This is a genomic window from Streptomyces sp. NPDC006296, from assembly GCF_040613235.1.
Taxonomy (GTDB): domain Bacteria; phylum Actinomycetota; class Actinomycetes; order Streptomycetales; family Streptomycetaceae; genus Streptomyces.
In genome coordinates this window covers 37,469-56,917 of the sequence record NZ_JBEXRT010000018.1, presented here as the reverse complement: position 1 = coordinate 56,917, position 19,449 = coordinate 37,469, and the positions used below count along the sequence as shown (strand labels likewise).

The 19,449-nt window shown below is 72.9% G+C and carries 21 protein-coding genes; 13 read left to right on the top strand and 8 right to left on the bottom strand.

What is annotated here, in order from left to right; all coding sequences use genetic code 11:
- Positions 1-52: 52 nt before the first annotated feature.
- Positions 53-691, bottom strand: coding sequence for a PH domain-containing protein (locus tag ABZ172_RS15225; protein WP_356884041.1), 639 nt, complete (start codon positions 689-691; stop codon positions 53-55).
- Positions 692-815: 124 nt separating this feature from the next.
- Here ABZ172_RS15225 and deoC point away from each other — a divergent pair, with 124 nt between their 5' ends.
- The 3 genes from deoC to ABZ172_RS15210 are packed head-to-tail and all read left to right on the top strand — an operon-like array spanning position 816 to position 4,139.
- Positions 816-1,802 (top strand): deoxyribose-phosphate aldolase, encoded by a 987-nt coding sequence (gene deoC, locus ABZ172_RS15220; RefSeq protein WP_356884039.1) that lies wholly within the window; start codon positions 816-818, stop codon positions 1,800-1,802.
- Between the two features lie 5 nt (positions 1,803-1,807).
- Positions 1,808-3,244 carry an aldehyde dehydrogenase family protein gene (locus ABZ172_RS15215; RefSeq protein ID WP_356884036.1) on the top strand — a complete coding sequence of 479 codons (1,437 nt, stop codon included), beginning with the start codon at positions 1,808-1,810 and terminating at the stop codon, positions 3,242-3,244.
- On the top strand, positions 3,237-4,139 hold the full coding sequence (locus ABZ172_RS15210) for an aldehyde dehydrogenase family protein (RefSeq protein ID WP_356884034.1): 903 nt from the start codon (positions 3,237-3,239) through the stop codon (positions 4,137-4,139). Before ABZ172_RS15215 ends, ABZ172_RS15210 begins: the two co-directional genes overlap by 8 nt.
- Positions 4,140-4,197: 58 nt before the next feature.
- On the opposite strand, the gene ABZ172_RS15205 is transcribed toward ABZ172_RS15210, so the two are convergent.
- Positions 4,198-4,623: a hypothetical protein gene (locus ABZ172_RS15205; protein ID WP_356884032.1), complete on the bottom strand. Its 426-nt coding sequence runs from the start codon at positions 4,621-4,623 to the stop codon at positions 4,198-4,200.
- Between the two features lie 63 nt (positions 4,624-4,686).
- On the opposite strand from ABZ172_RS15205, the gene ABZ172_RS15200 reads away from it, so the two are divergent.
- Entirely contained in the window at positions 4,687-5,391 is a 705-nt protein-coding gene (locus ABZ172_RS15200; RefSeq protein ID WP_356884030.1) for a uridine kinase, read from the top strand.
- A 167-nt stretch (positions 5,392-5,558) separates the two neighbouring features.
- Here ABZ172_RS15200 and ABZ172_RS15195 read toward each other — a convergent pair whose 3' ends face one another.
- Positions 5,559-6,305, bottom strand: coding sequence for a SigE family RNA polymerase sigma factor (locus ABZ172_RS15195; RefSeq protein WP_356884192.1), 747 nt, complete (start codon positions 6,303-6,305; stop codon positions 5,559-5,561).
- A 172-nt stretch (positions 6,306-6,477) separates the two neighbouring features.
- On the opposite strand from ABZ172_RS15195, the gene afsQ1 reads away from it, so the two are divergent.
- From afsQ1 to ABZ172_RS15170, 5 genes are all read left to right on the top strand, one after another.
- Positions 6,478-7,155 carry a two-component system response regulator AfsQ1 gene (gene afsQ1, locus ABZ172_RS15190; RefSeq protein ID WP_015578482.1) on the top strand — a complete coding sequence of 226 codons (678 nt, stop codon included), beginning with the start codon at positions 6,478-6,480 and terminating at the stop codon, positions 7,153-7,155.
- A complete protein-coding gene (locus tag ABZ172_RS15185; RefSeq protein WP_356884028.1) occupies positions 7,152-8,684 on the top strand; it encodes a HAMP domain-containing sensor histidine kinase in 1,533 nt (510 codons plus the stop codon). The genes afsQ1 and ABZ172_RS15185 overlap by 4 nt, the downstream gene beginning before the upstream one ends.
- Positions 8,681-9,331: a hypothetical protein gene (locus tag ABZ172_RS15180; protein ID WP_356884026.1), complete on the top strand. Its 651-nt coding sequence runs from the start codon at positions 8,681-8,683 to the stop codon at positions 9,329-9,331. Before ABZ172_RS15185 ends, ABZ172_RS15180 begins: the two co-directional genes overlap by 4 nt.
- A gap of 127 nt (positions 9,332-9,458) precedes the next feature.
- Positions 9,459-10,034 carry a VanZ family protein gene (locus ABZ172_RS15175; protein ID WP_356884024.1) on the top strand — a complete coding sequence of 192 codons (576 nt, stop codon included), beginning with the start codon at positions 9,459-9,461 and terminating at the stop codon, positions 10,032-10,034.
- 91 nt (positions 10,035-10,125) lie between these two features.
- Complete coding sequence (locus ABZ172_RS15170; RefSeq protein WP_356884022.1) at positions 10,126-10,329, top strand: PspC domain-containing protein; 204 nt, start codon at positions 10,126-10,128, stop codon at positions 10,327-10,329.
- 78 nt (positions 10,330-10,407) lie between these two features.
- On the opposite strand, the gene ABZ172_RS15165 is transcribed toward ABZ172_RS15170, so the two are convergent.
- Positions 10,408-10,704: a hypothetical protein gene (locus ABZ172_RS15165; protein ID WP_356884020.1), complete on the bottom strand. Its 297-nt coding sequence runs from the start codon at positions 10,702-10,704 to the stop codon at positions 10,408-10,410.
- Between the two features lie 135 nt (positions 10,705-10,839).
- Entirely contained in the window at positions 10,840-11,994 is a 1,155-nt protein-coding gene (locus ABZ172_RS15160) for an adenosine deaminase (RefSeq protein WP_356884018.1), read from the bottom strand.
- A gap of 103 nt (positions 11,995-12,097) precedes the next feature.
- Between ABZ172_RS15160 and ABZ172_RS15155 the strand changes: the two genes are divergently transcribed.
- A complete protein-coding gene (locus ABZ172_RS15155) occupies positions 12,098-12,850 on the top strand; it encodes an alpha/beta hydrolase (protein WP_356884016.1) in 753 nt (250 codons plus the stop codon).
- Between the two features lie 67 nt (positions 12,851-12,917).
- On the opposite strand, the gene ABZ172_RS15150 is transcribed toward ABZ172_RS15155, so the two are convergent.
- Positions 12,918-13,871: a LysR family transcriptional regulator gene (locus tag ABZ172_RS15150; protein ID WP_356884014.1), complete on the bottom strand. Its 954-nt coding sequence runs from the start codon at positions 13,869-13,871 to the stop codon at positions 12,918-12,920.
- A gap of 62 nt (positions 13,872-13,933) precedes the next feature.
- On the opposite strand from ABZ172_RS15150, the gene ABZ172_RS15145 reads away from it, so the two are divergent.
- The 3 genes from ABZ172_RS15145 (at position 13,934) to ABZ172_RS15135 (ending at position 17,129) form a co-directional block, all read left to right on the top strand.
- A complete protein-coding gene (locus tag ABZ172_RS15145) occupies positions 13,934-15,238 on the top strand; it encodes an MFS transporter (protein WP_356884012.1) in 1,305 nt (434 codons plus the stop codon).
- A gap of 88 nt (positions 15,239-15,326) precedes the next feature.
- Positions 15,327-16,043: a L,D-transpeptidase gene (locus ABZ172_RS15140; RefSeq protein WP_356884010.1), complete on the top strand. Its 717-nt coding sequence runs from the start codon at positions 15,327-15,329 to the stop codon at positions 16,041-16,043.
- Positions 16,044-16,139: 96 nt separating this feature from the next.
- Positions 16,140-17,129, top strand: a complete 990-nt coding sequence (locus tag ABZ172_RS15135; RefSeq protein ID WP_356884008.1) for a sigma-70 family RNA polymerase sigma factor — start codon at positions 16,140-16,142, stop codon at positions 17,127-17,129.
- 302 nt (positions 17,130-17,431) lie between these two features.
- On the opposite strand, the gene ABZ172_RS15130 is transcribed toward ABZ172_RS15135, so the two are convergent.
- Both ABZ172_RS15130 and ABZ172_RS15125 read right to left on the bottom strand, forming a co-directional pair.
- The gene (locus ABZ172_RS15130) at positions 17,432-17,764 is read right to left on the bottom strand and encodes an STAS domain-containing protein (RefSeq protein ID WP_356884006.1); all 333 of its coding nucleotides are present in this window, start codon (positions 17,762-17,764) and stop codon (positions 17,432-17,434) included.
- Positions 17,765-18,093: 329 nt separating this feature from the next.
- On the bottom strand, positions 18,094-19,371 hold the full coding sequence (locus tag ABZ172_RS15125) for a thymidine phosphorylase (RefSeq protein WP_356884004.1): 1,278 nt from the start codon (positions 19,369-19,371) through the stop codon (positions 18,094-18,096).
- Between the last annotated feature and the right edge of the window lie 78 nt (positions 19,372-19,449).

Sequence of the window (19,449 nt, the reverse complement as noted above, 5' to 3'; positions counted from 1 at the left end):
GGTCCGGTGCGGCCCGTACGGTCCCGCCAGGTCCGGTCCCGGCCGGCCCTCGTCAGCCGATCGCGAGCAGGACCACCAGCAGCACCAGGCCGACGACGGCCGGCGCGATCACCTCGTAGGCCCAGCGGACCGACGCGGTGGCCGTGCCCCGCTCCTCGCTGCGGGCGGCCCGCTCGGCGAGTTCCCTGAGGTCGCCGACCGCCTGGTCGGCGGCGGCGGTGCGGGCCTGGGAGTCGCGGACGTCGGCGTGCACGGAGGTCCGGCCGTAGGGGTCGTCGTGCGCCTGCTGCGAGGCCCTCCGGGCCGCGCGCTTGCGCTCGCGCAGCGAGACGGGGACCGCCCAGAGCTGGTACTTGGCGCCGTCGTGCGTGAAGATCTCGCTGGAGTAGGCGGCGCGCACGGTGGACACGTCCGCCCAGGGCAGCACGACCGTGCGGAACGGGTTGCGGATCCGGATCCGCTCCTCGTCGGCGAACACCGCGGGCCGCAGCGTGAACGCCACGATCAGCGGGACCAGGGCCAGCAGCGCGGCCAGGGCCAGCCACGGCACCCGTCCCTCGCCCTGGACCACCGCGTCACCGCCGATCCAGCCGACCAGCAGGATCAGCAGGGCGCCGCCGACCAGCCCGGCGCCCGACCGGTAGGTCCGGTCGGCGTGGGCGGGCTCGGCGGGGGGTGTGGGGCTCGTCATGGTGCCGATTCTGCCTGAAGCGGCGCCGGGGGCGCGGAGGGGCCGTGCCCCGCCCGGGGAAGGCCCGGAACAGGTGGGGCCCTGTACAGGTCGCTACGCGCGTAGATATGCTCAGGTGGTGACCATGCCCACCACTGCACCCTCTCCCGAGCCCTCGGCTCCGTCCGGGCCGGGAGGCGCCCCCTTCGCCGACGCGACGGCGTCCGACAGTGCGCTGCGCCGCTTCCTGCACGGGCTGCCCGGCGTCGACACCGTCGGCCTCGAAGCGCGCGCCGCCTCCCTCGGCACCCGTTCGATCAAGACCACCGCCAAGGCGTACGCCATCGATCTCGCCATCTCGATGATCGACCTGACGACGCTGGAAGGCGCGGACACCCCGGGCAAGGTCCGGGCTCTGGCCGCCAAGGCGGTCCACCCCGACCCCACCGACCGCACGGCTCCGCGCACCGCCGCCGTCTGCGTCTATCCCGACATGGCGGCGACCGCCGTCGCCGCGCTGGCCGGCTCCGGGGTGAAGGTCGCGTCCGTCGCGACGGCCTTCCCCGCCGGGCGTGCCGCGCTGGACGTCAAGCTCGCGGACGTCCGCGACGCCGTGGCGGCCGGGGCCGACGAGATCGACATGGTGATCGACCGCGGCGCCTTCCTCTCCGGCCGCTACCTCAAGGTGTACGAGGAGATCGTCGCCGTGAAGGCCGAGTGCGGCTCCGCACGCCTGAAGGTGATCTTCGAGACCGGCGAGCTCTCCACGTACGACAACATCCGGCGGGCCTCCTGGCTCGGGATGCTGGCGGGGGCCGACTTCATCAAGACGTCGACCGGCAAGGTCGGCACCAACGCGACCCCGGCGAACACCCTGCTCATGCTGGAGGCCGTGCGCGACTTCCGGGAGCGGACGGGCGTGCAGATCGGCGTGAAGCCCGCGGGCGGCATCCGCACCTCCAAGGACGCGGTGAAGTTCCTCGTCCTGGTCAACGAGACCGCGGGCGAGGACTGGCTGGACAACCACTGGTTCCGCTTCGGCGCCTCCAGCCTGCTGAACGACCTGCTGATGCAGCGCCAGAAGCTCAGCACCGGCCGTTACTCCGGCCCCGATTACGTGACGGTGGACTGATCCCCATGGCATCTGCTTTCGACTACGCACCGGCACCGGAGTCCCGCTCCGTCGTCGACATCGCCCCCTCCTACGGCCTCTTCATCGACGGCGAGTTCGCCGAGGCGGCCGACGGCAAGGTCTTCAAGACGGTCAGCCCGTCCACCGAGGAGGTGCTCTCCGAGGTCGCGCGGGCGGGCGCCGAGGACGTGGACCGGGCCGTGAAGGCGGCCCGCAGGGCGTTCGAGAAGTGGTCGGCGCTGCCCGGCTCCGAACGCGCCAAGTACCTCTTCCGGATCGCCAGGATCATCCAGGAGCGCTCGCGCGAGCTGGCCGTCCTGGAGACCCTGGACAACGGCAAGCCGATCCGGGAGACCCGCGACGCGGACCTCCCGCTGGTCGCCGCGCACTTCTTCTACTACGCGGGCTGGGCCGACAAGCTCGGCCACGCGGGCTACGGCGCGGACCCCCGGCCGCTCGGGGTGGCGGGCCAGATCATCCCGTGGAACTTCCCGCTGCTGATGCTGGCCTGGAAGATCGCCCCGGCGCTCGCCACCGGCAACACCGTGGTGCTGAAGCCCGCGGAGACGACACCGCTGTCGGCGCTGTTCTTCGCGGACGTCTGCCGGCAGGCCGGTCTGCCGAAGGGCGTCGTCAACATCCTCACCGGGTACGGCGACGCGGGCGAGGCGCTCGTCGCGCACCCCGACGTGAACAAGGTCGCCTTCACCGGGTCGACCGCCGTGGGCAAGGCCATCGCCCGGCAGATCGCCGGCACGGACAAGAAGGCCACCCTCGAACTGGGCGGCAAGGGCGCGAACATCGTCTTCGACGACGCGCCGGTCGACCAGGCCGTCGAGGGCATCGTCACCGGGATCTTCTTCAACCAGGGGCAGGTCTGCTGCGCCGGCTCGCGGCTCCTCGTGCAGGAGTCCGTGCACGACGAGGTGCTGCACGCGCTCAAGCGCCGGCTGTCCACGCTCCGGCTGGGCGATCCGCTGGACAAGAACACCGACATCGGCGCGATCAACTCCGCGGAGCAGCTCGCCCGGATCGGCGCGCTCGTCGAGACCGGCGAGGCGGAGGGCGCCGAGCGCTGGTCCGCGCCCTGCGAGCTGCCGTCCTCGGGGTACTGGTTCGCCCCGACGCTCTTCACCGGGGTCACCCAGGCGCACACCGTCGCCCGCGACGAGATCTTCGGACCGGTGCTGTCGGTGCTGACCTTCCGCACGCCGGACGAGGCCGTCGCCAAGGCCAACAACAGCCAGTACGGCCTCTCGGCGGGCATCTGGTCGGAGAAGGGCTCCCGCATCCTCGCGGTGGCGAGCAAGCTCCGCGCCGGTGTGGTGTGGGCCAACACGTTCAACAAGTTCGACCCGACCTCGCCGTTCGGCGGATACAAGGAGTCGGGCTTCGGCCGCGAGGGCGGCCGTCACGGTCTGGAGGCCTACCTCGATGTCTGACGGGCGAATCAGCGTCTTCAAGACCTACAAGCTGTACGTCGGGGGCGCGTTCCCCCGCTCCGAGAGCGGCCGGGTGTACGAGGTGAAGGACTCGAAGGGCAGGTGGCTGGGCAACGCCCCGCAGTCCTCCCGCAAGGACGCCCGTGACGCGGTCGTGGCCGCGCGCAAGGCGTTCGGCCGCTGGTCGGGCGCGACCGCGTACAACCGCGGGCAGGTCCTCTACCGCGTCGCGGAGATGCTGGAGGGCCGCCGGGACCAGTTCGTCCGCGAGGTGTCGGACGCCGAGGGGCTGTCGAAGTCCAAGGCCGCGGCGGTCGTGGACGCGGCGGTCGACCGCTGGGTCTGGTACGCGGGCTGGACGGACAAGATCGGCCAGGTCGTGGGCGGGGCCAACCCGGTCGCGGGCCCGTTCTTCAACCTCTCCACCCCGGAGCCGACGGGCGTGGTCGCGGTGCTGGCTCCGCAGCGGTCGTCGTTCCTCGGCCTCGTCTCGGTGATCGCTCCGGTGATCGCCGCGGGGAACACCGCGGTCGTCGTCGCCTCGGCCGACGCGCCCCTGCCCGCGCTCTCCCTGGGCGAGGTGCTGGCGACGTCGGACCTGCCGGGCGGAGTGGTGAACATCCTGTCGGACCGGACCGCGGAGCTCGCCGCGCCCCTCGCCTCGCACCAGGACGTCAACGCCATCGACCTCACCGGGGCGGACGCCGCTCTGGCCGCGGAGCTGGAGGCCGCCGCCGCGGACAACCTGAAGCGCGTCGCGCGCTCCCGTCCACAGGGTGTGGACGAGGAGGACTGGTCCGCCGACCCCGGCACCCGGCGCCTGACGGCCTTCCTGGAGACCAAGACGGTCTGGCACCCGACGGGCGCCCTGGGGGCCTCCGGCTCCTCCTACTGAGCCCGGGCCGGGTGCGGCGCCGTCCACGCGGGCGGCGCCGCAGCCGTGCGCGGCCGGCTCAGCCGGTGACCAGACCGGTCACCTCGCCCACCACGGGCAGATCGCCGAGCGCGGCACCGCTGGTCAGCGGGTCGGTGACGAGCGCCGTGGTCACCGGCTTGAAGTCGGCGACCTGGGTGCCCACCGCGTTGTCCAGCGGGTCCACGCCCGTCCCGGCCAGCGGATCGAGCTGCAGGTCGGTGACCGGCTTGACCGCACCCACGAGCCCGTAGCCGAGCGCGCTGGTCAGCGCGGGCGCCGCCGTCTCGCGGACCGCTGCGAGCGTGCCGTCCGCGGTGTCCGCGCCGGTCGCGGCCGGGGCGGGCAGCGGCGCGGCCTGCGCCGCCGTGCCTCCCGCGCCGATGGCCGCGCCCAGCGCGGTGAGGGTCAGACCGGCGCGCAGCAGGGTGCGGTTCCGGGGCTTGGACAGTGCATGACGTGCCATGTTTTCCCACCTGATCGGGACGTGTCGGGTAATCATCCGTGCGCGCAGAGTAGTTGAGGTGTGATGCTGGATACCAACAGGACCTCCCGGGGATCCGCTACGCGGGTCAATGCCTCACACTTCTGTTCTGTGAATTCCCAACCGATTCCCACGCGCGTCGTGCTGCTCTCCGGTCCGTCCGGCTCCGGCAAGTCCTCCCTCGCGGCCCGCAGCGGTCTCCCGGTGCTGCGCCTGGACGACTTCTACAAGGAGGGAAACGATCCGACACTGCCCCGGGTCACCGGCAGCGCGGACATCGACTGGGACTCGGCCCTGTCCTGGGACGCCGACGGCGCCGTCGCGGCCGTGGCGGAGCTGTGCGCGGGCGGGCGCACCACCGTCCCCCTGTACGACCTCGCCACGAGCGCGCGGACCGGCCGGGAGACGCTCGACATCGAGCGCACGCCCCTGTTCGTCGCGGAGGGCATCTTCGCGGCGGACATCGTGGAGCGCTGCCAGGAGCTGGGACTGCTCGCGGACGCGCTGTGCCTGCGTGGCCGGCCGATGACGACGTTCCGCCGGCGGCTGCTGCGGGACCTGCGCGAGGGGCGGAAGTCGGTGCCGTTCCTGCTGCGCCGCGGATGGCGGCTGATGCGGGCCGAGCGGGGCATCGTGGCCCGCCAGACGGCACTGGGCGCGCACCCCTGCGGCAAGGCCGAGGCCCTGGGCCGGCTCGCCGCCGCGGCGGCGGGACGCTGCCGGGCCCCGCGGAGCCGGGTGCCGAACTGAGGTCCGGGCCGCGGCACGGCCCGGGGAACGCGCGGCGGGGGCGGTCAGGACCCCCCGGCCCGGCCACCCCCGCTGCGTGCTTCCCCCGTACCGCCGCCTCCCCCGAGGCAGCGGCCGTTCCCCCGTGATCCCCCCGTTTCCCCCGTTCCCCGTTCCCCCCGTAGACCTCAGGCCACCAGCTCGCCGAAGGACTCCTCCTCGTCACGGCCGAAGCTGAGGACCTCGTCCTCGCGCAGCCGGCGGAGGGACCGCCAGATGCTCGACTTCACCGTGCCGACACTGATGTCGAGGATGGACGCGATCTCCGGGTCCGTGCGGCCCTCGTAGTAGCGCAGGACCAGCATCGTGCGCTGGAGTTCGGGCAGCCGCGCGAGCGCCTGCCAGAGCACCGCCCGCAGTTCCGTGCCCCGCATCGCGTCCGTGTCGCCGACCGTCTCCGGCAGCTCCTCGGTCGGGTATTCGTTCAGCTTGCGCCTGCGCCACGCGCTGATGTGCAGGTTGGTCATGGTCCGGCGGAGGTATCCGCCGACCGCGGCCTTGTCGCTGATCCGGTCCCAGGCCCGGTACGTCGAGAAGAGGGCGCTCTGCAGCAGGTCCTCGGCCTCGTACCGGTCACCGGTCAGGTGGTAGGCGGTCGCGTACAGGGAGGCACGGCGCTCCTGGACGTAGGCGGTGAACGCGGCTTCGGCGTCCTCCGCCCGGTCCGGGAGCGACCGGTCCCCCGGGCCCTCCCCGTGCGCGCTCCGCCCGTCGTCCCCGGTGGGCGCGTCGGCCCTCGTCAGGTACGACGGGTGCGGACGTACGGCCCCGCAGACTCTCCCCCGCACTGCGGCGCCGGACTTCTCCGGACTCCGCCCGATGTCGTGGAGGCGTGTGACAACTGCGCTTGAGGTGCTGTGGTGCAGTGCGTTCATCATCTGGCGCCCCCCATCGGTGGTGTCCGTTCGTTCCGTGTGCCAATGAGCTTGCCGGGGCGATTTCATGGCGCTGTCCCCCGACTGTCACAGAGCTGTCACAGGGCATGTCGGCCGATCAAGTCGGGGGGATTGTCGAAACGTGGCACCACCATGGGCCAGAATGGCCCCCGTGCCTTTCCTGTTGCTGATCGAGGACGACGACGCCATCCGCACGGCCCTCGAACTCTCGCTGTCACGCCAGGGCCACCGTGTGGCCACCGCGGCGACGGGAGAGGACGGCCTGGAGCTGCTGCGGGAGCAGCGGCCGGACCTGGTCGTGCTGGATGTGATGCTGCCCGGGATCGACGGTTTCGAGGTCTGCCGGCGGATCCGGCGCACCGACCAGCTGCCGATCATTCTGCTGACCGCGCGCAGCGACGACATCGACGTCGTGGTGGGACTGGAGTCCGGCGCGGACGACTACGTCGTGAAACCCGTGCAGGGCCGCGTGCTGGACGCCCGTATCCGCGCGGTGCTGCGCCGCGGGGAGCGGGAGTCCACGGACTCGGCGACGTTCGGGAGTGTGGTCATCGACCGTTCGGCGATGACCGTCACCAAGAACGGGGAGGACCTGCAGCTCACGCCGACCGAGCTGCGGCTCCTGCTCGAACTGAGCCGCCGGCCCGGACAGGCCCTGTCCCGCCAGCAGTTGCTGCGTCTGGTGTGGGAGCACGACTACCTCGGCGACTCCCGGCTGGTGGACGCCTGTGTGCAGCGGCTGCGGGCGAAGGTGGAGGACGTGCCGTCCTCGCCGACGCTGATCCGCACCGTGCGGGGCGTGGGCTACCGGCTGGACTCGCCTCAGTGAGCGGTGCCGCGAAGCGTTCGGTCCTCGCGGGTCTTCGCTGGACCAGTCTGCGGGTACGGGTGCTGATCGTGTTCGTGCTGGTGGCCCTGACGGCGGCGGTGTCGGCGTCGGGCATCGCGTACTGGCTGAACCGTGAGGCGGTCCTGACGCGTACGCAGGACACGGCGCTCGGGGACTTCCGCCGGCAGATGCAGACCCAGGCGGCCTCGCTGCCGGTCGAGCCCGCCTCGGGGGAACTGCGGGACGCGGCCGAGCAGATGGCGAACAGCGGCCAGGGGTACCACGTGCTGCTGATAGGCAGCCGTGACGGCAAGCCCGTCACCGGTTCCTCCGACCTGGACTCCTTCACCAAGGCCGACGTGCCCGCGTCGCTGCAGCGGCAGGTGAACAAGAAGCTGCCGCTGACCTCGGCCAACACCTTTGAGTACCACCTGTTCTGGCAGCGGACGACGCTGGGCGGAACTCCGTACCTGGTGGCGGGCACGAAGATCATCGGCGGTGGTCCCGCCGGGTACATGCTGAAGTCGCTGGACCAGGAGCGTGAGGACCTCAGCTCGCTCGCCTGGTCCCTGGGGATCGCGACCGCGCTGGCGCTGGTGGGCTCGGCGCTCCTCGCACAGGCCGCGGCGACGACCGTGCTGCGGCCGGTGCAGCGGCTCGGCGACGCGGCGCGCAAGCTCGGCGAGGGCAAGCTCGACACCCGTCTCGTGGTGTCCGGGACCGATGAACTGGCCGATCTCTCCCACACGTTCAACAAGGCCGCGAGCTCCCTGGAGAAGAAGGTCGCGGACATGAGCGCGCGGGAGGAGTCGAGCCGCCGCTTCGTCGCCGACATGTCGCACGAGCTGCGCACCCCGCTGACCGCGATCACGGCGGTCGCCGAGGTGCTGGAGGACGAGGCGGACAGCCTGGACCCGATGATCGCTCCGGCCGTCCACCTGGTGGTGAGCGAGACCCGGAGGCTCAACGACCTGGTCGAGAACCTCATGGAGGTCACCCGCTTCGACGCGGGTACGGCGCGGCTGGTCCTGGACACGGTCGACGTCGCGGACCAGGTGACCGCGTGCATCGACGCCCGTGCCTGGCTGGACGCGGTCGACCTGGACGCGGAGCGCGGCATCATGGTGCGGCTGGATCCGCGCCGGCTCGACGTGATCCTGGCGAACCTGATCGGCAACGCGCTCAAGCACGGCGGTTCGCCGGTGCGGGTGTCCGTGCGGACCGACGAGGACGAGCTGGTCGTCGAGGTGCGCGACCACGGCCCGGGGATCCCCGAGGACGTCCTGCCCCATGTGTTCGACCGCTTCTACAAGGCGAGTGCCTCCCGCCCGCGCTCGGACGGCAGCGGGCTCGGCCTGTCCATCGCGGTGGAGAACGCGCACATCCACGGCGGCGACATCACGGCGTCGAACCTGCCGGACGGCGCGGGCGCGGTGTTCGTGCTGCGGCTCCCGCGCGACGCGGAGGGGCTGACCGGCGCCCCGGGGTCGGACGACCCGGACCGTGACGAGAAGGGCGGCACGACGTGAGGCGCAGCGAGCGGACGTACGGCGCGCCGCGTGGGAGCCGCCGGGTGCGGCGCGTGCGCCGGGCGGTGACCGCGCTGGCCGCCATGGTGGCGGGTGCGGCGCTGGCCGCGGGCTGCGGGATCCGCAGCACCTCGGTCCCGGTGGACGCCGGGGCCGCCCCGTCCAGGATGCCGTGCCGGACGACTCCGGCGCGGGCCACCGTGCCGCCGGAGAGCGTCGCGGTGCGGATCTACCTGGTGTGCGCCTCGCAGCTGGTGACGGTGGAGCGCACGGTCGGGCTCGACGGCGCGCGGTCCGGCGCGCTCCCGGTCGCGCGGGCGCTACTGGGAGAGCTCCGGCGGGATCCGGACGCCGACGAGCGGCGGGCCGGTCTCTCCACCGACGTGCCGGCGGAGCTGCAGGTGGACGGGGCCCGTGAGGGGGATCCGGAGGGGACGCTGCGGCTCAGCGAACAGCCGGAGGACCTGCCGGCCGAGGCGCTCGCGCAGATCGTGTGCTCGTACGCGGACAGCGAGGCCCTCGGCTCCGGGGGCTCGGTCCTGCTGGGCGGGCCGGGGAAGTACGCCCCGCGCGGGTATCTGTGCACCTCGGAGACGAAGAGCCGGCCGGACGAGGTGCCGACCCTGGGCGCGGTCCAGCTGTCCTGAGGTCCGCCGCGGCGGTGGCCGGAGGGCGCCGCCGCCACCGTCCCGGGGCGCTCCGGCGGGCCGTGCCTCGCGTCACAGAGCCTTCCGGGGAGCGCGCGGAACCGATCCTGCCGTTCGTGGCGTCTTGGTGGACGTGCGTCACAGTTCGGACGGCCGGGCCGTCATCCGCTTCCGCGCGGCGGGGGTACTCCTCCTCCTCGTGCATCTGCTGTTCGTCGGCTGGCTGACGCTGCGCCCGCTGGACGTGCCCTGGATGACGGCCGCGAACCTCCGTCCGTTCGCGGGGATCAGGGCGGACCTGGCCCTGGGTCCGGCCGAGGCAGCGAGACGCATCGGTGAGGGACTCCTGCTCCTGGCCCCGCTGGGCGTGCTGCTGCCCATGGCCGGCGGCAGGCTGCTGGTGTCCCCGTGGGCCTCGCTGGCCCGTACGGTCGCGGCCGGGGCGCTGATCTCCATGGCCATCGAGCTCGGGCAGACGGGGGTGCCGGGCCAGGTCGTGGACGTCGACTCGCTGCTGCTGAACACCGCGGGCGTGGCGGTGGCCCATCTGCTGGTCGTCCCGCTCTCACGGTCCCGGCTGCGCCGGGGCAACCGTGCGGGGGCCGGCGATCTGTACCGGCCCGGGTACGGCGTCCGGTCGGCGCGGGCCGAGAGCCCTCAGGGGACGACCCGGACGATGACCAGGGTCGGTGTCGCTCCGTAGGGGGATGCCCCGCACCCCTGCGACGCGGCACTGTGGAGACACCGGAGCACGACGGAGCTGCTCCCCGGAACGGTTCGTGAAGGAGCCCACCATGTCCGCACTCGCCCGCCCCCGTGAAGGACGCATGCTCGGTGGAGTGTGCGCGGCGCTGGCACGGCGCTTCGGCACCTCGGCACGGACGATGCGTGTCGTCTTCCTGGTGTCGTGCCTGCTGCCCGGCCCCCAGTGCCTGCTCTACCTGGCGCTGTGGATCCTGCTGCCCTCGGAGCGGAGCACGTCCACGACGGCCTGGTGAGCGCCGGGCGGACGGGGGAAAGACGCGTGGGGCGCACACCCGGTCCGGGTGTGCGCCCCACGGGCGTGGTGCGGGAGGTCAGCCGCCGATCGGCAGGGCGCCGCTCAGGCCGCCGGCGGGCATGCCGCCGAGCAGGTTGGTGCCGGGCGCCGAGAGGTCGCTGCCGCCGCGCTGCTGCTGGTCGAGCAGGCCGCCGGCCGTCTTCTGCACGGCGGGCAGCGCGTCGGTGACGGAGTCGAGCGCGACACCGGCGGGCAGGGCACCGGCGAGGGCGTCGACGGGCACGGCGACGGCGGAGGCGCTGCCCGCGCCGGCGGCGGCGAAGGCGGCACCGAGAGCGACGACGCCGAGGGTCCTGACAGCAGTCTGCTTCATGTGAATGTCATCCTTGGGGAAGGGGATGTGAGCGGCTCTGCAAGTTAGTCAGCAGCTCGCCTCTCCCGCAAACATGCCGGGACATGCGAAACGGCCGGGAGCCCCTGCTCCCGGCCGTTTTCCCGAGGGCCTCGATCAGCCGGCGAACGACGAGGATCCGCTGGTCACAGCGGTCTGCCGGAAGAGCCACTCGGATTTCAGCTCCGCGTATCCGGGCTTCACGACATCGTTGATCATCGCCAGACGTTCATCGAAAGGAATGAACGCGGATTTCATCGCATTGACGGTGAACCACTGCATGTCGTCGAGCGTGTATCCGAATGTGTCGACCAGCCGCTCGAATTCCTCACTCATGCTCGTCCCGCTCATCAGCCGGTTGTCCGTGTTCACGGTGGCGCGGAAATGCAGCTTCCGCAGCAGCCCGATGGGGTGCTCGGCGTAGGAGGCGGCCGCACCGGTCTGGAGGTTGGAGGTCGGGCAGAGCTCCAGCGGGATGCGCTTGTCGCGGACGTACGAGGCGAGGCGGCCCAGCGTGACGGTGCCGTCATCGGCGATCTCGATGTCGTCGATGATGCGGACGCCGTGGCCGAGCCGGTCCGCGCCGCACCACTGCAGGGCCTGCCAGATCGACGGCAGCCCGAAGGCCTCGCCCGCGTGGATCGTGAAGTGGTTGTTCTCGCGCTTGAGGTACTCGAAGGCGTCCAGGTGGCGGGTGGGAGGGTAGCCCGCCTCGGCGCCGGCGATGTCGAAGCCCACCACGCCCCGGCCGCGGTAGCGGTTGGCCAGCTCGGCGATCTCCAGGGCGCGGGCGGCGTGCCGCATCGCGGTGAGGAGCGCGCCGACCCGGATGCGGTGGCCGTTCGCACGGGCCCGCCGCTCGCCCTCGCGGAACCCCTCCTCGACCGCCTCGACGACCTCTTCGAGGGTGAGCCCCGCGGTGAGGTGCTGCTCGGGCGCGTAACGCACCTCGGCGTAGACGACCCCGTCCTCGGCGAGGTCCTCGGCGCACTCCGCGGCCACCCGGAACAGCGCCTCCCTGGTCTGCATGACCGCGCAGGTGTGCGCGAACGTCTCCAGGTAGCGCTCCAGCGAACCGGAGTCGGCGGCCTCGCGGAACCAGACCCCGAGCTTGTCGGGCTCGGTCTCGGGCAGGGCGTCGTAGCCCTGCGCGCGGGCCAGCTCGACGATCGTGCCGGGGCGCAGTCCGCCGTCGAGGTGGTCGTGCAGGAGCACCTTGGGCGCGCGGCGGATCTGGTCGGGACCGGGGACGTTCAGGGGCTGGCTCGTCATGGGGGCACTGTAACGCCTACGCGCGTAGAGCGCGGGGCGCCGATGCGTAACAGTGACCGCGAAGCCAGGTGGAATACACCTGCCCTTCTGAGACTGTTCTGTCATGGCACAGCGCGCACTTCCCCTGCCTGCCGCCAGGCTGGGACGGGCCGTCCTCACGGCCGGAGCAGCACCCGAGGTCAGCGGCGTCGTCCTGCTGCTCCCGGACGGCGAGGCCGCCTCCCGGCGCCGCCCCTCGGCCCTCCGGTACGCGGCGCAGCTGCCGTTCGCCCGGGCCCTGGCCCGCGGCGGGCAGGAGGACGGGCTCGCGGTGCACCTCGTGCGCCCCGGCTCCCGGGGCCGGGACGCCGAGCCGGATCCGGCGGCCGGTGCCCACGGGGCGGCCGACGAGGTCGTACGGCGCTACGGCGACGTTCCGGTGTGCCTCGCCGGGCACGGCACGGGGGGCCTGGCGGCCCTGCGGGGTGCCGGGCACAGCGCGGTCAACTCCGTGCTGTCGATGGCTCCCTGGCTCCCGGACGACACGGAGCCGGAACCGGTGAAGCACCTGGCGGGGCGCCGGGTGCTGATCGTGCACGGCACGAACGACGCCCGGACGGACCCGGAGCTCTCCTACCGGCTGGCCGAGCGGGCCAAGAAGGCCAACCGGCACACCTGCCGCTTCGAGGTCCACTCGGACGGGCACGCGCTGCGCCAGCACCGTGCCGAAGTGGTGGCGCTGGCCGCGGACTTCGTCCGGGGTTCGCTGTTCGCCCGGCCGTACGCCCGGCCGGTCGCCGACGCGTTCGCGGCCCCGCCGCCGCTGGGGCTGCGGATGCCGCTCGCGGCCGGGTTCGGGCGGTCGCTGCGGCACTGACCCGCGGCCCTGAGCTGCGGCAGCGACCCGCGGCCCTGAGCCGCCGCACCGAGCCGCGGGGGCGAGGTCAGTCGGGCAGCAGCCCGCCCCGGCGGGACAGCAGGAAGCGTTTGAAGGCGGCCACCGGCGGGGTGTCGGGGTGCCCGTCGAGCCAGGCGACCCCGATCTCCCGGACCGCGCGCGGCGCGGTCACCGTCAGCTCGACCACGCCCGGCCGGGCGACGGCGGGCGGCGGCAGCAGCGCCACCCCGAGCCCGGCCGCGACCAGGCCGCGCAGCGTCTCCGCCTCCTCGCCCTCGAACGCGACCCGGGGGGTGAAGCCGGCCTCGGCGCAGAGGTCGTCGGTGATCCGCCGCAGCCCGTAGCCGGGTTCGAGGGTGACGAACGTCTCGTCCTCGGCCTCGGCGAGGCGGACGCGCCGGCGGCGGGCCAGCCGGTGGTCGTCGGGGACGACCAGGCGCAGCCGCTGCTCGTCCAGGCGCCGGGCGACGAGGTCCGGGGCGTCGGGCACGGGAGAGGTCAGACAGAGGTCGAGGCCGCCCGCACGCAGGCGTTCGATCATCGCCTCGCCGTAGTTCTGGACGAGCTGGAAACGGACCTTGGGATGGTCGGTGCGGAAGGCGCGGATCAGGGCGGGCACGGTCTCGGACCCCAGGGTGTGCAGGAAACCGAAGGCGACCTTCCCGGCGGTGGGGTCGGCGTCGGCGCGGACCGATTCGGCCGCCTTCTCCACCTCGGCCAGGGCGCGTTCGGCGGAGCCGAGGAAGGTGCGGCCGGCGGGGGTGAGCGAGACGGTGCGGCCCCGGCGGGCGAACAGGGCGACCCCCAGGTCCTGTTCGAGCCTCACCATGGCCCGCGACAGCGTCGACTGCGGGATCCCGAGCTCCTGCGCGGCGCGGGTGACGTGCTCGTGGCGGGCCACCGCCTCGAAGTGGGCGAGGCGGGGCGCGAGCACGGCGCGGATGTCTTCTTCGTGACCGCTCGATGACAGCCACTGCGGTGAGCTGCGTTGATGCACCATGGGAACGATTATGGGGCTTTCATGCATTGGACGCATGAAACCGGCAGGTCTACGTTCGGTGCATGCCTCCTGCCAGTACCGGGGCGTCCACCGTCGTGCTGGACGCCGCAGTCCCGTCATCCGCCGCCGCTTCCCCGACCGTCCGGGACCGCCTCGCACCCGGCGGCCCCGGCTACCGCCGGATGAGCTTCGCGCTCTTCGCGGCGGGGGTCGCGACGTTCGCCCTCCTCTACTCGACCCAGGCCCTGCTGCCCGCGATCTCCGCGTCCTTCGGCGCGACGGCCGGCCAGGCGAGCTGGACGGTCTCGGCGGCGACCGGTGCGCTGGCGCTCTGCGTCCTGCCGCTGAGCGCGCTCTCCGAGCGCTTCGGGCGGCGCCAGATGATGACCGCCTCCCTGGCGGTCGCGGTGGTGATCGGGCTCCTCGTGCCCTTCGCCCCGTCGATCGGGTGGCTGATCGCGCTGCGCGCCGTCCAGGGCGCGGCACTCGCCGGGCTGCCCGCCTCCGCGATGGCCTACCTGGCCGAGGAGGTGCGGCCCAAGGCGCTGGTGGGCGCGATCGGGCTGTTCGTGGCGGGCAACAGCATCGGCGGGATGAGCGGGCGCATCCTCGCCGGGTGGGTAGCCCAGCTGTGGGGCTGGCGCGCGGCGCTCGGCGCGATCGGGCTGCTGGCCGTGGCCTGCGCCGTGGCCTTCCACTTCCTGATCCCGGCGGCCCGGCACTTCAGCGCCTCCTCGCTCGACCCGAGGGCGCTGGCGAAGACCGTCACGGGCCACCTGTCCGACCCGCTGCTGCGCCGTCTGTACGCCATCGGCGCCCTGTTCATGACGGTGTTCGGCGCCGTCTACACGGTGATCGGCTACCGGCTCGTCGACGAGCCGTTCGGCCTCCCGCAGGGCATCGTCGGCTCGGTCTTCCTGGTCTACCTCGTCGGCACGGCCTCCTCCGCCGCCGCGGGCAGGCTGGTCGCCAGGCTGGGCCGCCGGGGCGCGCTCTACCTGGCCGTCTCCACGACGGCGGCGGGTCTGCTGCTGTCCCTGGCCGAGCAGCTGGCGGCCGTCCTGGCGGGCCTCGTCCTCATCACGGCGGGCTTCTTCGCGGGGCACGCGGTCGCCTCGTCCTCGGTGAGCCGTACGGCGACGTCGGGCCGCGCCCAGGCGTCGGCGCTGTACCAGTCCGCTTACTACCTGGGCTCCAGCGCGGGCGGCGCGCTCGGCGCCGTCGCCTTCCACGCCGGCGGCTGGGCGGGCACGGTCGCGCTGGGCGTCCTCGCGGTCCTCGGCGTCCTGTCGATCACCCTGTACGGGACCCGGGCGGCCCGCACGCAGCGGCTCGGGGCCGGGTCCCCGGCACCGGTGCACAACTGAGACCTGCCCGGCACAACCGCCGCTCCCCCTCGCACGTCCAACAAGCGGAGACACACCGCTGGACGAACGCGAAGGGGAGCAGGCGTACATGAGAATCATGGAGAAGACATCAGGCGTACGGGCGCGGCGCGGTGCCGTCCTGTCCGTCGCCGCCCTGGTCGCCGCTCCGGCCCTGGTCCTGGGCACGGGGACGGCCGCACAGGCGGCGTCCTGCACGGCGTCCGCCGGGCCGTACCAGAAGCAGGTCGAGAAGTACCTGAAGCGCACCGCCGACGGACGGCAGTCGGCGGCCGACTGCAAGGCGATCCGCTCGTTCCAGACCGACAAGGGCATCACCCCGGCCATCGGGTACGCGGGGCCGGTCACCTGGCGCACGATGAAGACCATCACCGCGCAGAAGGCCGCGGGCAAGACCCCGAACAAGGCGAAGAAGTGCCCCACCAACAAGGGGCGCATCGCCTGTGTCGACCTGACCAGGCAGCTGAGCTGGATCCAGGACGGGGCCAAGCTGAAGTTCGGCCCGGTGCCCGTGCGCACCGGGCGCAACGGTGACGAGACCCGGACCGGCGCCAAGAAGATCTACTGGCGCAACATCGACCACTGGTCGACGCTCTACGACGTCAGCATGCCGTACGCCCAGTTCTTCGACGGCGGGGAGGCGTTCCACTCGGTCACCAAGTCCGTGTACAACAACCCGGGATCGGCGGGCTGCGTCAACATGCGTCCGGCGGACGCGAAGGCGTACTGGAACCTCCTGAAGAACGGCGACGACGTCCACGTCTACGGGCGCAAGCCCGGCACCTGAGCCGCGGTTTCCCGCTTCCCACCCCTGGTGTCGGTGCCCTGCGGTAGCTTCCACAGTGCCGGGAGAGCGGTGTCACAGGGCAACAGGGGTGGAGCGATGAGTGATCTGACAGCGACGACGGACCTCGACAGTCGTCTCGAAGGACACCGGGTCGAGCTGACCGGTTACTGCTACCGGATGCTCGGCTCGGCCTTCGAGGCGGAGGACGCGGTCCAGGACACGCTGGTCCGCGCCTGGCGCAACTTCGACTCGTTCGAGGGCCGTTCGTCCCTGCGCTCCTGGCTGTACCGCATCGCGACGAACGTCTGCCTGGACATGCTGAACGCCGGCAAGAAGCGGGCCAGGCCGGTGGACCTGACCGGTCCCACCCCGCTGGCCCAGGCCGCTCTGAACCCCCTCCCCGAGAACACCTGGCTGGAGCCGATGCCGGACGGCCGCATCCTGCCCTCGGTGGCCGACCCGGCGGAGGCGGCCGTGGCCCGCGAGTCGGTGCGCCTGGCGTTCGTCGCGGCGCTCCAGCACCTGCCGCCCAAGCAGCGGGCGGTGCTGATCCTGCGCGAGGTGCTGGCCTGGCGGGCGAGCGAGGTCGCCGAGCTGCTCGACACCTCGGTCGCCTCGGTCAACAGCGCCCTGCAGCGGGCCCGGGCGACGCTGTCGGACACGGAGGGCACCGCCCCGGACACCGCGAACCCGCTGGACGACGAGCAGCGCAAGCTGCTGGACCGCTACGTCGCGGCCTTCGAGGGGTACGACATGGCGGCCCTGACGGCGCTGCTCCACGAGGACGCCGTGATGACGATGCCGCCGTTCGACCTCTGGCTCCGGGGACACGACGACATCACCGGCTTCATGCTCAGCATCGGCGCGGGCTGCGCCGGTTCCCGGCTGGTGGCGACGGAGGCCAACGGGACCCCGGCCTTCGCGCACTACAAGCCGAATCCGGACGGGCCGGGCTTCGTGCCGTGGGCGGTGCAGATCATCGACATCGCGGACGGCGCGATCACCGGGATGCACTGCTTCCTGGACACCCCGCGCTGGTTCCCGCTGTTCGGGCTGCCGGACCACCTGGAGGCCGACGCGACGTGAGCCCGCGGCGGCGGGAGGGGCCCGGTCGTCGCACGCGCGGCGGCCGGGCCCCCGCCCTGCGCCCCACGGCCCGCCGCGGCAGGGAACGCTGACGAGCCGCCAGGACTGTGGCCCGCTTCGACGCGGTCACGGCGGACTCCGTCCGCGTCCTCGTGTCCGCGTCGAACAGCGGCGACCACTCCCGCGTCCTGGAGATCGAGGCGTACGCACCGCAGTAGGCGGCCGGACGCGGTCCACGGGCGGTGCGGGATTCCTCGAACGCCCCGGACCCCGCGGCCGTCCGCGCAGCCGGTGGGCGGCGTTCAGTCCGGTGTCCGCCGCACCTCCTCGTCGGCCGGGCCGAGCACCTCGCTGAGCCCCACCAGGTCGAGCAGCGAAGCGAGTTCGGGGCGCGTGCCGCGCAGTCTGAGGCGGCGGCCGCCCGCTCTGCGTGCGATCAGCGACAGGCGCGCCAGCGCCTCGACCACGGTGAGGTCGGGGCGCACCACCCCGGACACGTCGCAGTCGACGACCGCGGCGCCGGGCTGCCCGGGGGCAGCGGCCAGCAGTGCCTCCAGCCCGGCGCAGAGTTCCGGCACGTCGGCGCGGGTGACCCGGCCGGTGACGACGAGAGCGTTCGGAGTCGTGGCGTCCACACGAGGGAGACCGGTGGAACGACCGGAACTCATCGGCCCGGTGCGCCGTGTGTCCCGGCCGACCGGGCACATCCAGGTGTCCGGACGAGCCCGGACGGCTTCGGCAGCGTCGGCGTCTCGCCCTGCTCGACCGCCGCCGGCAGCCGGCGGGTGCCGTCGCTCGGTGCCGCGTACAGGGAGGAGACATTCCTGACCGTGGCCCCGGCCCGGGACCGGCGGTGCGTGTGCCCGCGGCGGTCCCGGCCTCCCGGTGCGTCACCGGGTCCGGCATACCGAACGGGACCGGCGGTGGCCACCGGTCCCGTTCGCGCGCAAGGAAAAGCCGCAGGTCAGGCGATACGTTCCCGCACCACCGGGGTGGCGGTGAAGGGGGTCCCGGCCGGGGCGATGTCGTAGGAGCCGGGCAGCGCCTTCAGGGCGTACGCGAACTTCTCCGGGGTGTCCGTGTGCAGGGTCATCAGCGGCTGGCCCTCGGCCACCGTGTCGCCCGGCTTGGCGTGCAGTTCGACACCCGCGCCCGCCTGCACCGGGTCCTCCTTGCGGGCGCGGCCCGCGCCGAGGCGCCAGGCGGCGACGCCGACGTCGTAGGCGTCCAGCCGGGTCAGCACACCGGAGGACGGGGCGCTGATCACGTGCTGCTCGCGGGCGACGGGGAGTTCCGCGTCCGGGTCGCCGCCCTGGGCCGCGATCATCCGGCGCCAGACGTCCATGGCGGAGCCGTCGGCCAGGGCCTTCTCCGGGTCGGCGTCCTTGAGCCCGGCCGCGTCCAGCATCTCGCGGGCGAGCGCCAGGGTCAGGTCGACGACGTCCTGCGGGCCGCCGCCGGCGAGGACCTCGACGGACTCGCGGACCTCCAGGGCGTTGCCCGCGGTCAGGCCGAGCGGGGTCGCCATGTCGGTGAGCAGGGCGACCGTGCGCACGCCGCTGTCGGTGCCCAGCGCGACCATGGTGGAGGCCAGTTCGCGGGCGTCCTCGATGGTCTTCATGAAGGCGCCGGAGCCGACCTTCACGTCCAGGACGAGCGCCCCGGTCCCCTCGGCGATCTTCTTGGACATGATCGAGCTGGCGATGAGCGGGATCGCCTCGACGGTGCCGGTGACGTCGCGCAGCGCGTACAGCTTCTTGTCTGCGGGGGCGAGGCCGTCGCCCGCCGCGCAGATCACGGCGCCGGTGGTGTCCAGGACGTCGAGCATCTCCGCGTTGGAGAGGTGGGCGCGCCAGCCGGGGACGGACTCCAGCTTGTCGAGGGTGCCGCCGGTGTGGCCGAGGCCCCTGCCGCTGAGCTGGGGCACGGCCGCGCCGCAGGCGGCGACCAGCGGGGCGAGCGGCAGGGTGATCTTGTCGCCGACGCCGCCCGTGGAGTGCTTGTCGGTGGTGGGGCGGGAGAGCGCGCCGAAGTCCATCCGCTCGCCGGAGGCGATCATCGCGGCGGTCCAGCGGGCGATCTCGGTGCGGTTCATGCCGTTCAGCAGGATCGCCATGGCCAGCGCGGACATCTGCTCGTCGGCGACCTCGCCGCGCGTGTACGCGTCGATGACCCAGTCGATCTGCTCGGGGCTGAGCTCGCCCCGGTCCCGCTTGGTGCGGATGACGGAGATGGCGTCCATGGGAGGGGAGTCCTTCCGGCCGGAGGGGTAGGCGAGAGTCCCGTTGACTCTACGCGCATAGAGAGGAAACGTTCCGCC